The following is a 16,680-nucleotide window of genomic DNA, read 5'->3' on the forward strand; positions in this document are numbered from 1 at the left end:
ATTTCTTCTTAAATAAACTTATGCGGTTTCTAAAGTAATAAAATTATATAATCTTGGTGATTTTTTTCAACAGACAACATAAAACTGTCGACGAAAAATATCTTTTTGATCAATTAATGATTTATAGCTTTACCTACTCCGCTGGGTATTCTAATATTTTCAACAATGTCTTGAACGTCTTTTGGTGGTGCTGGGGTAAACTTCATAATAATTATTGATACAAAGAAGTTAAGAAGCATTGCTATGGTGCCAAATCCTTCGGGTGAGATACCAAACCACCATTCACTTTTATCAGGAGTTACCTCATCAAACCAACCTAACCTATATTTTATCATATATAATAACATGGCCGCTATGCCAACCACCATACCTGCTATAGCGCCTTCTTTATTCATTTTTTTATAAAAAATCCCTAATATGATTGCAGGAAAAAATGAAGCCGCTGCCAGCCCAAATGCCAAAGCCACTGTTGCAGCAACAAAACCTGGTGGATTAATACCAAAATATCCCGCAACACATACCGCAACGATAGCAGACAAACGTGCTGCTACTAGTTCTCCTTTTTCTGAGATATTAGGATTTATCATTTTCTTAATTAAATCATGAGAAACAGAAGCCGAAATAACTAATAATAACCCTGCAGCTGTTGATAAAGCTGCTGCTAATGCACCTGCAGCTACTAAAGCTATTACCCAATCTGGTAATTGTGCAATTTCAGGATTTGCCAAAACCATGATATCATTATCTACAACTAATTCATTTTGAGATGTATCGGCTACATATTGTATTTGTCCATCATTATTTTTATCAGTAAACGTAATTAAACCTGTAGTTTCCCATTTTTTAAACCATTCCGGCACATCTGCATAAGGTTGATTTGAAACTGTTTCAATCATATTTGTTCTAGCAAATACGGCAACTGCTGGTGCTGTAGAATACAAAATTACAATAAGCAACAAAGCTATTCCTGCCGATTTTCGTGCATCTTTTACCCGTTTTACTGTAAAGAAACGAACAATAACATGCGGTAAACCTGCGGTTCCAACCATTAAAGCTAAAGTTATTGCAAATACGTCTATTAGCGATTTTGATCCTTCTGTATATTCTGTGAAACCTAAATCTGTACTCAGTCCGTCTAATTTATCTAATAAGTATGTTCCTGAACCATCAGATAAAGTACTTCCAAATCCTAATTGCGGAATCGGGTTTCCCGTCATTTGAATAGAAATAAAAATTGCTGGTACCATAAAAGCAAAAATCAATACACAATATTGTGCTACTTGTGTGTATGTGATGCCTTTCATACCGCCTAAAACGGCGTAAAACAAAACGATAATCATTCCGATAATAACACCTGTATTTATATCAACTTCTAGAAAACGTGAAAACACTAAACCTACTCCACGCATTTGTCCAGCCACATAAGTAAAAGAAACTATTAACGCACAAAATACACCAACAGTACGAGCTGTATTGGAATAGTAGCGGTCACCAATAAAATCAGGGACAGTGAACTTTCCAAACTTTCTTAAATAAGGCGCTAGTAACAATGCTAAAAGCACATAACCACCAGTCCAACCCATTAAATACACAGCACCATCATACCCTGCAAACGAAATAATTCCTGCCATTGAAATGAATGATGCAGCACTCATCCAATCGGCTGCTGTTGCCATACCATTAGCCAAAGGAGAAACGCCACCACCTGCTACATAAAATTCTTTTGTAGAACCTGCTCTAGACCAAATGGCAATTCCTATGTATAATGCAAAGGTTAAACCCACTAAAATATATGTCCAATTTTGGACACCTATACCTTCCTCGATTAATAAACTAAACATCATAACCATATTTTTTATCGAGTTTATTCATTAAACGAACATACACAAAGATTAAAATTACAAACACGTACATAGAACCTTGTTGTGCAAACCAAAAACCTAGTTTAAAACCACCAATTTTTATTGAGTTTAAGGCATCTTTAAATAAAATTCCCGCTCCAAAAGACACAACAAACCATATTACTAAAAGCACCGTTAGGTATCTAATATTTTCTTTCCAATACGCTTTTGCATTTTTAATATCTTTCATAAATTAAAGTTTAGTTAGTTGAAATATCCGCATTTAAAATTATCGGTATTTAAGTTAATTTTTATGTAACAAATCATCCAAAACATGGATGATAATTCCTCATTTCTACAATAATTTTAAAAAACACTTTTTGCATATCTTTTAATTTCTTTTACAACCTTAGGAGCTAACATTATTGTTGCCAACATAGTTGGTATAGCCATAAGTGCAAAAACGCCATCTATTAAATTCAACATCGCACTAAATGGTGCCGTTGCAGCTATTATTATACTTAATATGTAAATGTAGTTATAGTATTGTTTTTTATTTGCTCCTATTAAAAAAGACAAACATTTTGTACCATAGTATGAATATGAAAATAATGACGAAATACTAAAAACAGCAACACAGAGCATGAGCAAATAATTACCATAAATAGGCATAACATGATGAAAAGCTGCTGCAGTTAAGCTCACACCATTATCTGATGTGGTTTCCCAAACTCCAGTAACTAAAATGGCTAATGCTGTTAGTGTACAAACTATTAAAGTGTCTATTGCTGGTCCTAACATAGCGACTAAGCCTTCACGAACGGGTTCATCTGTTTTTGCCGCACCATGTGCCATAGGCGCAGTACCAATTCCTGCTTCGTTTGAAAACGCTCCACGGCGAATTCCTAATAAAATTAAAGCACCTAAAACACCACCCATAAACGCATCCCCTTCATAATAATCAGCTGAAAAAGCATCAGTAAAAATCATCATAAAATACTTAGGCACTACTTCATAATTAGAAATTAGAATATATAGCACTAAAACAAAATATAATAATACCATAGAAGGCACCATTTTAGATGCCGTATTACTTATGCGTTTTAAACCACCAAGAATAATTACAGATGTTAAAACTACTAGAATACCTGCTATAATTAAATTTGATTTTAAACCAACTTCAACACCGTTAGGGATTAAAATAATATCGTTTATGGCTTGTGTTAATTGATTCACATTTACAACAGGCAAAGCACCTATCATTCCAAAAAGACTAAACATAACTGCCAAAGGCTTCCATGATTTCCCTAAACCTTGCATGATAAAATACATTGGGCCACCTTGTAACTCGCCAGCGCTATCCTTTCCTCTAAACATAATTGCCAGAGTTGAAGTAAAAAACTTAGTGGACATGCCTACAATGGCGCTTATCCACATCCAAAACATAGCACCTGGTCCTCCAACAGAAATAGCTACTGCTACACCTGCAATGTTACCCATACCAATAGTTGATGCCAAAGCAGTTGTTAAAGCCTTAAAATGCGAAATTTGTCCAGGATCATCAGGGTCGTCATACTTTCCTCTTAACACTTTAATAGCATGACCTAAAAAACGAAATGGTAAAAATCGAGATAAAATTAAAAGGTACAAACCACCACCAATTAACAAAATAACCAAGGGTAGACCCCAAGCATAATCAGAAAAGGTTTTAATAAATTGCTCCATAATTTTTTATAAATATATCACTTTACTAACATTATGTTTAAATTAATTAAAAGTATATTTAACCATACTAAACCAATTTATGGCACAATCTAACCGTTTGTATTTTATTGATGCTGTTAGGGCATTTGCTATATTAATGATGCTTCAAGGGCATTTTATTGATACATTAATGGACCCTATTTACAGAGATAGCACTAATACAATTTTCAATATATGGTCTTATTTTAGAGGTATTACGGCGCCAACCTTTTTTACAATATCTGGTTTAGTTTTTACTTATTTATTGCTTCGTGCATATGCAAAAGGCAATGATAAACCTAGAATAAAAAAAGGTTTATTTAGAGGCTTACTTTTAATAGGAATAGGATATAGTTTACGAATTAATATTTTTGGTTGGCTAACCGGACATTTTAACCAGTACTTTTTTGTTATTGATGTACTACAATGCATCGGTTTGTCTTTAATTTTGTTAGTTGGCTTGCATAGTATTTTTAAAAAACATAGCTATATTTTTTCTATAGTTCTTTTTACAATCGGGTTTCTTTGTTTTATTTCTGAACCACTTTATAGAAACCTAACTTTAGAAACTGTTCCAAAATTTATAGCTAATTATATGACTAAAACCAATGGCTCTGTATTTACCATTTTACCTTGGTTCGGGTATTCAGCTTTTGGTGCTTTTATTTCTACTGTATTCTTTAGGCATGTTCATCGCGATCGCTTTAAACTATTAACGGTATTAACGTTCTTTGCAGTTGGAGGGTTTCTTATTTATTTATCGTCTCTATTTTTAACTAAACTGAGTTATCTAACAGGTATTGAATTACTAAAAATGAGTGCCGATTTTAATTACTTATTTACAAGATTAGGCAACGTACTTGTTCTATTTGGCGTTTTTTATGCTTCAGAACGTTTTTTAAAACAATCAATAATAGCGCGTATTGGAGAAAAAACATTATCCATTTACGTTATTCATTTTATTTTACTCTACGGAAGTTATACGGGTTACGGTTTAAAAGTTTATTTTAACAAAGCATTGAATCCAACTGAAGTTATTATTGGCGCTATATTATTTATGATTGTTGTTTGCTTTTTCTCTTTTTATTATGTTAGAACAAATGCCTTTCTATATTCTAAAATCAGACGTTTATATGATAAAATGAAAGGAAACAATTGATATTTCCGACCTAATAAAGAAACATGAAATTTAAACTTACGCTGTTATTTTGTTTTGTATGTCAACTCTTTTTCTCGCAAGCAGAGTTTTTAGACCCTTCTTATAATGTAATAAAAACAACACACACTTATGCTGTACAAAAAAAAGATAGTTTACAACTTGATTTTTATCAGCCAGAAAAAATATTAGAAAACAAACCCCTTTTAGTTTATGTTCATGGAGGAAGTTTTTCAGGCGGACAACGTGATGATGATAATACAGTACAATTTGCAAATCAAATTGCAAAACGCGGTTATGCTGTAGCCTCAATTTCATATCGTTTAATAATGAAAAAGCTTGGTTTTAGTTGCAATACAAAAGCAAAAGATAAAATTGAAGCTTTTAATACGGCTTCTGAAGACATTAGCTATGCCGTAAAATATATCCTTGAAAACAATTCACTTTTTAAAATTAATCCTGACAAAATAATTATATCTGGTACAAGTTCGGGTGCAGAAGCTGTTTTAAACTTAGCCTATGTTTACAAGAATAAAATTCTACCAAGAAAATTTAAATTTGCAGGGGTTATAGGTATGGCAGGGGCTATAACCACATTAGAGTATATTGATGATTCTAGAGCTATACCAACACAATTATTTCATGGAACTAATGATAATAAAGTGCCCTACCACATTGCGGCACATCATTACTGCAATGAAAAAGATGATGGTTATTTGATGCTTTATGGCTCTAGAGCCATAGCAGACCGCTTAAAAGGTTTAGGCAAATCCTATTACTTGTTTTCTATACATGGAGGAACACACAGTTGGTCTGGTATGCCTATGCACCGTTGTGTAAGCGAAGTTGTCGATTTTTTATATTATGATATAGTAAAAAATAGCAATAGACAGACGGAACGCACCATTGGATTTTAGCTTCTATTAAAAAGTTTCAAAACATGATAAAAGTAAGGTTTTGATTATGTGATATTAGTAATTTTGTAGTATCAAAAATCATCAAAACATCATATTATGAATACTAAACTCAGTTTACTGTTTTGTATTATTCTACTAACTTTTCAATCTTGTAAACAAATCCATAAAACAGAACATACCTCAGAAACCCAAGATACTCGCCATTGGAGTTATTCAGGAGAAACATCACCTGAGCATTGGGTAGAGGTTGAAAAGAATTCTAATTGCGATGGCAAATACCAATCTCCTATAAATATTATTAATAAAGATGCCGATTCTGTATCGTCAGAAAATCTTTTAAAAATATATTATTCACCTAAAACATCAATAAGCAAGGTAGAAAATAATGGACATTCCATACAATTTGATTTTGAAGCTGGAGATTCTATAGATTATAAAAATGAAATCTATTATTTAAAGCAAATTCATTTTCATGAACCTTCCGAGCACAAAATAAATGGAATTATTTATCCAATAGAAATACACTTAGTACATGTTAATAAAACAGGACAAATAAGTGTTTTAGGAATTTTAGGTGAAGAAGGAGACGAAAGTCAACTATTCGAGTTTTTTGAAAGCTTTCTTCCTATTGAAAATGGCTCAGAAAAAGAAATTCATCAAAATATTGATTTATCTAGCTTATTTTTAAATGCAAATAATTATTATTCGTATTCAGGCTCATTAACCACACCACCTTGTACCGAAGGTGTAAATTGGATTGTATTTAAAAAACCCATTATTTTGTCGGTTGAAGAAGTACTAAAATTAAAAAACAATATGCCCATTAATAATTACAGAAACGAGCAACCTTTAAATAACCGTTTGGTTAAATTAAATTATTAGTTTTAAATAGATGACATACAAAGCCATTATTTTTGATTTAGACGGCACTCTTGTTAATTCTATTGAAGATTTAGCAGATGCCATGAACAGCGTCCTTAAAAACAAAAACTACCCAACGCACAATTACGAAGCTTACAAGCACTTTGTAGGAAGCGGCATAAGGAGTTTAGTTATTAAAGCATTACCCGAAACACAACGCGTTGAGGCACAAATAAAAAATTGTTTTGACCAAATGATTTCTATTTACAGTAAGCAATGTACCAATAAAACAAAACCCTATGATGGCATTATAGATTTATTAAACCAACTGAAGGCTCGAAATTTAAAACTTAGTGTATTGTCTAACAAAGCAGATGAACTAACTAAAAAAATAACATTAGCCTTATTTCCAGACTATTTTAGTCCTGTTTTAGGGCTAAAACAAGAAGCTCTTAAAAAACCAAATCCGGTTGTAGCACTACAAATATGTAACCAATTAAACGTGAAACCAGAGGAAACCATTTATGTTGGCGATACAGCCATAGATATGCAAACCGCAAATAATAGTAACATGTTGGCTGTAGGCGTACCTTGGGGTTTTAGAGATAAAAAGGAATTAATAGAAAGCAATGCTAAACATATATTAAACCATCCGTTAGATTTAATTAAACTTTTGTAAATACACTTTAGAAAGTAACAAAAACGCTTGTTGTTCGTCGTTTATATGATACTGTAAAGATAAATGGCAGGCACCAATTATAAATTAGTAAATAAAAAGAAAACTATAACAGTTTTTATACTTACAATTGTATTAGGTTATATATTGTTTATTATTCCGGATGTGTTTTTTGGGGTAACCAAAATCAATGGTGGTAAAAAAGGAATAAACTTACTTTTTATTGCCTTGTTTCAATTTTTCTCTGTAACGGCGTTACTTTACACATCGCTTAAAATATTAAAAAAAGATTTCAACTACATTGGCTTTAAGCTTGTAAACATTAAGAAAGATATCTTATTAGGTCTAGCTTTTGGAGCGTTATGGACTATTCTTCAATTTGCTGTTATAATACCTAATACTGGTGGCGCAAACCGACAAGACATTATTGGTATGTTAAGTATGTATGATGGTAACTTGATAAGTATACTTTCATTTATAGCATTAGGTATTATTGGTGGCGGTATTACCGAAGAACTTTTTAATAGAGGCTACTTCATTAATGTACTTAAAAGTTTATTTAAAAATGAAACTAATGGTTTGTGGTTTTCAGGAGTTTTATCAATAATCGTATTCGCATTTGGGCATATGCCTATTAATGCATTAGAATGGTTTGATATTCTTATTCCTACTATAATAATATACACTTTACTATTTATAAAAACTAAGCATTTAACAGCATCTATTCTGGCTCATGGCACTTACAACATGTTAGCCATCATATTAACCTATAATTTGTATTTTAATTAAAAGATACGCAGATATACGTATTGCTTTTCTAGTAAGAAAATTCTAACTTCGCTTATTTTTAGATATAAAACATTAAAACGATTTCATATCCAGTCGATAAGCGTAATTAAAAAAACATAAAAGGGAAAGACCTTGAAATCAAGGTCTTTTATTAAGTTTTATATAAATTAATATTCTATTTTAAATACTCCAAAACATTGGTTTCAATACGGTCTTGAATATTACTAACATCTGCTTTTACAAAAGCTTCACCAGTAATGTTTCGTAAAGTCTTATATTTCAATTAAAAATACGCAGATATACGTATAGTCTTTATTATTTAGAAAATTCCAACTACGCTTACTTGTGCTGAACTTGTTTCAGTATCATTAGATATTAAAACATTAAAACGATTTTATATCCAGTTGTTACCTGCAAGCTAAAAAACAACCTTGACACCAAGATTACAATTCACATCAAACCTAGGTAACCAATGTTACAGTATACCATAAAATATATTTCTAAATTTAAAATCTAACTTAAATTCTATAAAATGGTATTTTTTAAAAACATAATTTTATCAATTTTATTTGTCATAACCTTTTCTACTGTTTTTTCTCAAACAGCACCTTTTGAGATTAATATTGAACCTATTAACATTTCTGGTTTAGGCGGTATTCAATCATATGCATTTGGACAAGCAAATGGAAAATGGCTAATAATTGGAGGAAGACTTGACGGACTTCATAGAAGACAACCTTGGGCTTCTTTTGACGTTGCTGGACACAATAATCAATTACTTGTTCTTGACCCAATTTCTCTTCAAAAATGGAGTGCACCTTTAACTTCATTACCTACTCCAATTCAAGAACAATTAAGTTCTACAAATATGGAATTTTATCAAGAAGGAGATTATTTATATTGTATAGGTGGTTATGGATTTAGCCCAACTGAAAACGACCATACAACATTTGATAAACTAACTGCAATTAAAGTATCTGATGTCATAAATGGAATTATAAATAGCACTACTATATCTACTTTTTTCAGACAAATTACAGACACACAATTTCAAGTAACTGGTGGTAGGTTAAAAAAAATTAATAATACATATTACTTACTAGGCGGACAAAAATTCATTGGGAGATACAATCCTATGGGACCAAATAACGGACCAGGATTTATACAAGAATATACAAATGCTATTAGAAAATTTAATCTTTCAGATAATGGAACAACAATTACAATAACACATCTAACACCTCATACGGATAGTAATAATTTACACCGTAGAGATTATAATGCAGAACAACAAATTTTGCCAAATGGAGATGAAGGAATAACAATGTTTTCAGGTGTTTTTCAACAAACGGCAAATTTACCCTTCTTAAATTCAGTGACTGTTGATAGTAATAATTATACTGTTAATAATACCTTTCAGCAATATTACAATCATTATCATTGTCCTGTTTTACCAATATATTCTGAACAAGATAATGAAATGCATACTGTTTTCTTTGGAGGAATTGCTCAGTTTTATGATAATTCAGGAACCTTAGTTCAAGATGATAATGTTCCTTTTGTAAATACTATTGCAAGAGTAACTAGAAGTAGTTCTGGCATTATGGCTGAATATAAATTACCTATAGAGATGCCCTCGCTTTTGGGAGCAGGAGCAGAATTTATTCCAAATTTAAATTTTCCACATTTTAACAATAATGTTTTCAAATTAGATAACCTAACAACTCAAGAAACTTTAATAGGTTATATTTATGGAGGTATAAGTAGCACCCAACCCAATATATTCTTTATAAATGATGGAACACAAAGTAATGCCAATAATCAAATATTTAAAGTTCTAATAAAAAAACCAACGAGTTTATCTATTGATGACTTAAATGAATCAAGTACAAATAATTTAAATTTAATAATATACCCTAATCCTAATGATGGTAAATTAAAGGTTGTATTTAATCTAAATCAAATTGAAGAGGTGAAATTATTTATTCACGATTTAAATGGAAAAATTATTGACAAGACTATCCTAACTAATTTATCAATTGGAAGTAATTTTTATGAAAAGGATATTAACAGACTCACTAAAGGTAGTGTATACTTTGTTTCTTTAGAAACATCGAATACTAAAACAACTCATAAATTAGTAGTGAAAAGATAATGCCAGCAGGTAACAACGTGTATAATTAATTGCTTTGGCTAGTGATTATTTACTGAAACACGTAACTAATCATTCACAACAACGATAAGCGTAATTAAAAAAACACATAAAAAAACCTTAGAATCAAGGTCTTTTTTTAAGTTTTATATAAATTAATATTCTATTTTAAATAGGCCAAAACATTTGTTTCAATACGGTCTTGAATATTACTAACATCTGCTTTTACAAAAGTTTCACCTGTTATGTTTTCATAAAGTTCTATATAACGTTCGCTTACGGTTTCAATATACTCGTCGCTCATAAATGGAACGGTTTGTCCTTCTAGACCTTGAAAGTTATTGGCTATTAACCATTGGCGCACAAACTCTTTAGAGAGTTGTTTTTGTGCTTCACCTCTATCTTGTCGTTCTTGATAACCATCAGCATAAAAATAACGAGAAGAATCTGGTGTGTGTATTTCGTCAATTAAAACAATTTTACCGTCTTTAGTTTTTCCAAATTCGTATTTAGTATCTACTAAAATTAAACCTCTTGAAGCTGCAATTTCTGAACCTCTTTTAAATAGTTTACGAGTATAATCTTCAAGAATAACATAATCATCTTCTGAAACAATACCACGTTTTAAAATATCTTCACGAGAAATATCCTCATCGTGGTCACCCATTTCTGCTTTTGTAGCTGGTGTAATTATTGGTTCTGGAAAAGCATCGTTTTCTTTCATACCCTCTGGCATAGGTATACCACAAAGCATCCGTTTGCCTGCTTTATACTCCCGAGCAGCATGACCAGACATATAACCACGAATAACCATTTCTACTTTAAAAGGTTCGCATAAATGCCCTACGGCTACATTAGGGTCTGGAGTTCCGGTTAACCAATTTGGTACTAAATCTTCAGTAGCTGCCATCATTTTGGTTGCTATTTGATTCAAAATTTGCCCCTTATACGGAATTCCTTTTGGCATTACAACATCAAAAGCTGAGAGTCTATCGGTGGCTATCATTACTAATTCTTCATCATTAATGTTATATACTTCTCTTACTTTTCCTTTGTATACACTCTTTTGTGCTGGAAAATTAAAATTTGTGTCAATTATTGTATTACTCATTATAAAACTGTTTATGAGTTGATTTGTTTATTCGTTTAGAGCTAAGAAATAACCTCAGCAAATATGTTTAGCCCCGATTGAAGCGGCATCCTTTTTTGCCATTAAAAGCAAAAAAGATATAGTGGAAAGCGGGAAATAGCTTCTAAAAAAATTAATCTCTATTCTCAATGCTTTTGTAAGCTTCAATTACTTTTTTAACTAGTTTATGTCTAATTACATCTTTATCATCTAAAAACACAATGCCTACACCCTCTACATTTTTTAAAATAAGTAGTGCTTCTTTTAATCCAGAAATGGTTCTGCGAGGTAAATCTATTTGTCCCGGATCTCCAGTTAGTAAAAACTTAGCATGTTTTCCCATACGGGTTAAAAACATTTTCATTTGCGCGTGTGTGGTGTTTTGGCCTTCGTCAAGAATTACAAAGGCATTATCTAAGGTACGACCTCTCATAAATGCTAATGGAGCAATTTGTATGGTACCGTTTTCTATATAATGTGCTAACTTTTCTGGAGCAATCATATCGCGCAACGCATCATATAAAGGTTGCATGTAAGGGTCTAATTTTTCTTTTAAATCGCCTGGTAAAAATCCTAAATTCTCGCCAGCTTCAACTGCCGGACGTGTTAAAATAATCCGTTTAACCTCTTTATTTTTTAACGCTTGTACTGCAAGTGCAACACCTGTATAGGTTTTTCCTGTACCTGCTGGACCAATGGCAAAAACCATATCGTTTTTACGCATTAGCTCTACCATTCTTCTTTGGTTTGCCGTTTGCGCTTTTATTAATTTGCCTCCAACGCCATGTACTATAACTTCGCCACTTTGTTTTGATGTTGTGTAATCATCACTACTTTGACTTGTTAATACACGCTCTATCGCGTTTTCATCTAATTTATTATACTTAGCAAAGTGCTTTAAAAGCATCGTCATTCGCCTATCGAATTCCTCTAAGAGTTCCTCATCGCCAAAGGCTTTAATTTTATTACCACGTGCTACAATTTTTAGTTTTGGGAAGTACTTTTTAAGAAGTACTATGTTGGCATTTTGAGCTCCAAAAAATTCTTTTGGAGTTATTTCTTCAAGTTCAATAATGATTTCGTTCAAAGGCGTTTTTTTAATTTAGTTTATACTTATAACAATAATAGAAATATTGTTTAGTTAGATGATAATGATTTCTTAGTTTTGTTAAACAAATAACTTGTACTCAAAAATACATAATTTTGAGTGACCTTAAGCTAAAAACATATCAACAATTTTGCCAATGGCAATCATAACTTTAACAACTGATTTTGGAGAAAAAGACCACTTTTCTGGCGCAACAAAAGGTGCTATTTATAGTGAACTTCCAGATGTAAAAATTGTTGATATCTCGCATAATGTGTCTCCTTTTAGTATTCCTGAAGCTGCATATATTATTCAAAATGCCTATAACAGCTTTCCAAAAGGAACCATTCACATAATTGGAATAGATTCTGAAATAAACCCAGAAAATAAACATATTGCTATTAAGCTAGATGACCATTATTTTATTTGTGCAAATAATGGTATTATGAGTATGATTTGCTCTGAAATTGCCCCAGAAAAAATTGTTGAAATTAATATTCATGATAAAATACAAACTAGCTTTCCGGTTTTAGATGTATTTGTAAAAGTAGCTTGCCACATTGCGCGTGGTGGCACTTTAGAAATTATTGGAAAAACCATCAATAGCATAAAGCCCATAAAAAATATTGTCCCTTATGTTAATGATGACAAAACTCAAATTATAGGTAGCGTTATATACATTGATAATTATGGGAATGTAGTTACAAACATTAAACGTAGCTTTTTTGAAACGGCTCAAAAAGGGCGTGATTTTGAGATTTCTGCACGAAATTATAAGTTCAAAAAAATATATAATAAATACAGTGATATTGTAAACTTTGAAATTCCTGAAGAAAAGCGCCATGATGAAGGCAGAGGGTTAGTTGTTTTTAATTCGGGAGATTTTTTAGAAATTGCATTATATAAAAGTAATAGTACAACCGTTGGAAGTGCCTCGTCGTTAATGGGATTGGGTATTATGGACACTGTAAGTGTTAACTTTAATAAAGTTTAAAAAATATGTTAGTACGAATTGTTAAAATGGAGTTTTATAAACAAAACATTGAAGTTTTCCTTAAAAACTTTGAAGCTAATAAAAAGCGAATAAGAGGTTTTAATGGCTGTACATTTTTAGAGTTATATAGAGATAAAAATTACCCAAGCATCTTTTTTACATATAGCCATTGGGAATCTGAAGAAGATTTAGAACGCTACAGAAAATCAGAAGTTTTTAATGATGTTTGGTCTGTTACTAAACCGCTTTTTAGTTCGAGGCCCGAAGCATGGAGTGTTGATAAATTAGAAAGTTTAAAATAAAACCGATTATTTTATAATTTGCACAAAGCAACTAATACATTTTATTGTCTTATTTTGCAAAAAACAGAAACTCATAACTTTGTTACTTTAACCATCATTTGTGACTAACAAAAAACACTTATGCTAGCCATACTTAAAAAAGAAATAAACTCATTTTTCTCATCACCAATAGGCTATTTAGTTATTGCCGTTTTCTTGCTATTAAACGGTGTCTTTTTATGGCTTTTTAAAGGTGAATTTAATATTATAGATTATGGTTTTGCAGATTTATCGCCTTTCTTTTTATTAGCACCTTGGATTTTAATTTTCCTAATACCAGCTGTAACTATGCGTAGTTTTTCTGATGAAAAAAAACAAGGAACTTTAGAACTATTGTTAACCAAACCTATATCGCTTTCAAAAATTATTTTAGGGAAATACCTAGGAGCTTTTATTTTAATTTTAATTGCGCTTATACCTACTCTAGTATATGTTTATACCGTTTATCAATTAGGAAACCCAATAGGAAATTTAGATGTTGGTAGTACTTTAGGTTCCTATTTTGGGCTGCTTTTTTTAATTACAGCCTATACAGCTATTGGTGTTTTTTCGTCTACTTTATCAGATAATCAAATTGTGGCCTTTATAACTTCGGTATTTTTATGTTTTCTCTTTTATATTGGCTTTGAAGGTATTGCAGATTTTACTTCAAGTAATATTATAGATCAATTAGGTATGAATTTACACTACCAAAGTATGAGTCGTGGTGTTTTAGATACTAGAGATATTATTTATTTTTTAAGCGTAACCATCTTCTTTTTAATACTAACTAAATTAAATTTAACAAAAGAGCAATAATGTTTATTACACCACTATTTGTTATTTTTTTAATTCTTGTTTTTGTTTTAGTTTGGTTGTTTGTAAACACAATTGATAAACGAAAATGGCTCACTTTTTTAGTAAGTTTAGCGTTAACACCAATTGTATATTTCTTTGTTTTTTATCCTATTTTAAATATTTTTAGTTCTTATCATCATGAGAAATATTTTGATGCAGAAGCATGGAATGATAAACCATCATTACGTTACGAGATGATAAATCAAATTAAAAATGATAGTATTCTAATTAATAAATCGAAAAAGGAAGTAGAAACCCTGTTAGGAAAAAGTGAATGGTATGGCTGGAATGATAGTATAAAAGCTAATTCGCCAGAGCAATGGAATTATAATTTAGGCTTTAAACCAGGTGCGTTTAATAACATGCAAGAATGTATAGAGGTAACCTTTAAAAAAAACAAAGTTAGCAGTATAACACAATATAAATTGGAAAAGACTTTTGAATAAAAACGCAAAATATATATTTATAACACTATTAATTTTAGTAGCAATAAACTTGTTAAGTTACAGCTCATTCAAACGTTTTGATCTCACTGAAGATTCAAGATATACATTAAGTGATGCCACTATAAATATTATTAATGAAGCAAAATCACCATTAATTATTGATGTGTTTTTAAAAGGAGAAGATTTTCCATCAGAATTTAGAAGACTGCAGAATGAAACCAAACAATTGCTCGAAGAATTTTCATCAGAAAACAAAAATATCATCTTTAATTTCTTCAATCCGTTAGAAGATGAGGCTAACCGCGATATTATAATTCAACAACTTACTCAACGAGGGTTAACACCAATGCAATTAAATGTTCAGGAAAATGGTCAATCCTCACAAGCTATCATTTTCCCTTGGGCTTTAGCTAGTTATAATGACCAAACGGTTACTATTCCATTAATAAAAAATAAAATTGGAGCCTCTCAACAAGAATTAGTTATAAATTCTGTTCAACATTTAGAGTACGCTTTTACAGATGGTTTTAGTAAACTAACACAACAGAAAAATAAAAAAATTGCGATTCTTAAAGGAAATAATCAATTAGAAGACAAATACATAGCCGATTTTGTAAAAAAAATAGGTGAATATTATTTTATTGCACCATTTACTTTGGATAGCGTTTCTTCTAATCCACAAAAAACATTAAGTGATTTAAAAAACTTCGATTTAATTATTAATGCAAAACCTACAGAAGCATTTACCGAAGAAGAAAAATTAGTTTTAGATCAGTACGCCATGAATGGCGGAAAAAGTCTCTGGCTTTTAGATGCAGTAGCCATGGAAAAAGATAGTTTATTTAATCCTGAAGGTAAAAATATAGCTCTAAATAGAGACTTAAACCTAACTGATTTCTTTTTTCAATACGGTGTTCGTATAAATCCTGTTATGGTTAGTACGCTGTATTCTGCACCAATAACCTTGGCATTAGGAGAAGGTAGTGAATCTCAGTTTCAGCCATTAAGATGGCCTTATTCCCCGTTAGCAAATTCTAATAGTAATCATCCTATCGTTAATAATTTAAACTTAGTACGTTTTGATTTTGCTAACCAAATTGATACACTAAAAAACAGTATTAGCAAAACTATTTTATTAGAAACAGCGCCATTAAGCAAACTTGAAGGCACACCTCGAGAGGTAAGTTTAGATATTGTTACTAAAGAACAAGACCCAAAAACATTTAACAAAGGAAATCAGGCACTGGCTGTTTTATTAGAGGGTGAATTTAAATCTGTTTATAGTAATAGAATAAAACCATTTAAACTTAATGGTGAAAAACTAAAAAGTGTAGCTACAAAAATGGTTGTTATAGCCGATGGTGATGTTATTAAAAATGATGTGGTTAACAACGTACCGCAAGAATTAGGTTTTGATCGTTGGACAGGAAAAAATTATGGCAATAAAGAATTTTTATTGAATACCGTAAATTACCTACTCGACGATAACGGACTTATAAACATTCGTTCTAAAGAAATAGCAGTCGCTTTTTTAAATCAGCAAAAAATAGCCAAAGAAAAAACCAAATGGCAACTCCTAAACATTGCATTACCATTGGTATTATTAGCACTTTTTGGATTAGGATTTAATTACTTCAGAAAGAAAAAATACGCCGCTTAAATGTTAATAAGTTTGTTTCCAAATATAAGCAGTTTGGAATATATTTGTAAG

16 protein-coding genes are annotated in these 16,680 nt (G+C 31.2%); 11 read left to right on the top strand and 5 right to left on the bottom strand.

Going from position 1 to position 16,680, the window contains the following annotated elements:
- Positions 1 to 113: 113 nt before the first annotated feature.
- From ABD939_RS14145 to ABD939_RS14155, 3 genes are all read right to left on the bottom strand, one after another.
- Positions 114 to 1,814, bottom strand: coding sequence for a sodium:solute symporter family protein (locus ABD939_RS14145; protein WP_345170162.1), 1,701 nt, complete (start codon positions 1,812 to 1,814; stop codon positions 114 to 116).
- 19 nt (positions 1,815 to 1,833) lie between these two features.
- Positions 1,834 to 2,091, bottom strand: a complete 258-nt coding sequence (locus ABD939_RS14150; protein WP_345169985.1) for a DUF4212 domain-containing protein — start codon at positions 2,089 to 2,091, stop codon at positions 1,834 to 1,836.
- A gap of 116 nt (positions 2,092 to 2,207) precedes the next feature.
- Entirely contained in the window at positions 2,208 to 3,566 is a 1,359-nt protein-coding gene (locus ABD939_RS14155) for an alanine/glycine:cation symporter family protein (RefSeq protein WP_345169986.1), read from the bottom strand.
- A gap of 79 nt (positions 3,567 to 3,645) precedes the next feature.
- Between ABD939_RS14155 and ABD939_RS14160 the strand changes: the two genes are divergently transcribed.
- The 6 genes from ABD939_RS14160 to ABD939_RS14185 all read left to right on the top strand — a co-directional run bounded on the left by ABD939_RS14160 (position 3,646) and on the right by ABD939_RS14185 (position 10,138).
- Positions 3,646 to 4,743 (top strand): heparan-alpha-glucosaminide N-acetyltransferase domain-containing protein, encoded by a 1,098-nt coding sequence (locus ABD939_RS14160; protein WP_345169988.1) that lies wholly within the window; start codon positions 3,646 to 3,648, stop codon positions 4,741 to 4,743.
- A gap of 23 nt (positions 4,744 to 4,766) precedes the next feature.
- Complete coding sequence (locus ABD939_RS14165; protein ID WP_345169989.1) at positions 4,767 to 5,657, top strand: alpha/beta hydrolase; 891 nt, start codon at positions 4,767 to 4,769, stop codon at positions 5,655 to 5,657.
- Between the two features lie 96 nt (positions 5,658 to 5,753).
- The gene (locus tag ABD939_RS14170) at positions 5,754 to 6,539 is read left to right on the top strand and encodes a carbonic anhydrase (RefSeq protein ID WP_345169991.1); all 786 of its coding nucleotides are present in this window, start codon (positions 5,754 to 5,756) and stop codon (positions 6,537 to 6,539) included.
- A gap of 10 nt (positions 6,540 to 6,549) precedes the next feature.
- A complete protein-coding gene (locus ABD939_RS14175) occupies positions 6,550 to 7,197 on the top strand; it encodes an HAD family hydrolase (RefSeq protein WP_345169993.1) in 648 nt (215 codons plus the stop codon).
- 63 nt (positions 7,198 to 7,260) lie between these two features.
- Positions 7,261 to 7,983: a CPBP family intramembrane glutamic endopeptidase gene (locus ABD939_RS14180; protein ID WP_345169994.1), complete on the top strand. Its 723-nt coding sequence runs from the start codon at positions 7,261 to 7,263 to the stop codon at positions 7,981 to 7,983.
- 532 nt (positions 7,984 to 8,515) lie between these two features.
- Complete coding sequence (locus ABD939_RS14185) at positions 8,516 to 10,138, top strand: T9SS type A sorting domain-containing protein (RefSeq protein WP_345169996.1); 1,623 nt, start codon at positions 8,516 to 8,518, stop codon at positions 10,136 to 10,138.
- Positions 10,139 to 10,298: 160 nt separating this feature from the next.
- On the opposite strand, the gene ABD939_RS14190 is transcribed toward ABD939_RS14185, so the two are convergent.
- Together ABD939_RS14190 and ABD939_RS14195 are read right to left on the bottom strand one after the other, a co-directional pair.
- The gene (locus tag ABD939_RS14190; RefSeq protein ID WP_345169998.1) at positions 10,299 to 11,246 is read right to left on the bottom strand and encodes a phosphoribosylaminoimidazolesuccinocarboxamide synthase; all 948 of its coding nucleotides are present in this window, start codon (positions 11,244 to 11,246) and stop codon (positions 10,299 to 10,301) included.
- 151 nt (positions 11,247 to 11,397) lie between these two features.
- Complete coding sequence (locus ABD939_RS14195) at positions 11,398 to 12,351, bottom strand: PhoH family protein (RefSeq protein ID WP_345170000.1); 954 nt, start codon at positions 12,349 to 12,351, stop codon at positions 11,398 to 11,400.
- Between the two features lie 157 nt (positions 12,352 to 12,508).
- Between ABD939_RS14195 and ABD939_RS14200 the strand changes: the two genes are divergently transcribed.
- From ABD939_RS14200 to gldG, 5 genes are all read left to right on the top strand, one after another.
- Positions 12,509 to 13,345, top strand: a complete 837-nt coding sequence (locus ABD939_RS14200; RefSeq protein ID WP_345170001.1) for an SAM hydrolase/SAM-dependent halogenase family protein — start codon at positions 12,509 to 12,511, stop codon at positions 13,343 to 13,345.
- Positions 13,346 to 13,350: 5 nt separating this feature from the next.
- The gene (locus ABD939_RS14205; protein WP_345170003.1) at positions 13,351 to 13,647 is read left to right on the top strand and encodes a putative quinol monooxygenase; all 297 of its coding nucleotides are present in this window, start codon (positions 13,351 to 13,353) and stop codon (positions 13,645 to 13,647) included.
- Positions 13,648 to 13,767: 120 nt separating this feature from the next.
- Positions 13,768 to 14,484: a gliding motility-associated ABC transporter permease subunit GldF gene (gene gldF, locus ABD939_RS14210; protein ID WP_345170005.1), complete on the top strand. Its 717-nt coding sequence runs from the start codon at positions 13,768 to 13,770 to the stop codon at positions 14,482 to 14,484.
- Entirely contained in the window at positions 14,484 to 14,969 is a 486-nt protein-coding gene (locus ABD939_RS14215) for a hypothetical protein (protein WP_345170007.1), read from the top strand. The genes gldF and ABD939_RS14215 overlap by 1 nt, the downstream gene beginning before the upstream one ends.
- Complete coding sequence (gldG, locus tag ABD939_RS14220) at positions 14,962 to 16,629, top strand: gliding motility-associated ABC transporter substrate-binding protein GldG (protein ID WP_345170009.1); 1,668 nt, start codon at positions 14,962 to 14,964, stop codon at positions 16,627 to 16,629. The genes ABD939_RS14215 and gldG overlap by 8 nt, the downstream gene beginning before the upstream one ends.
- Positions 16,630 to 16,680: the final 51 nt, after the last annotated feature.

Origin of the sequence: Algibacter aquimarinus (assembly GCF_039543265.1) — a bacterium.
GTDB lineage: Bacteria > Bacteroidota > Bacteroidia > Flavobacteriales > Flavobacteriaceae > Algibacter_B > Algibacter_B aquimarinus.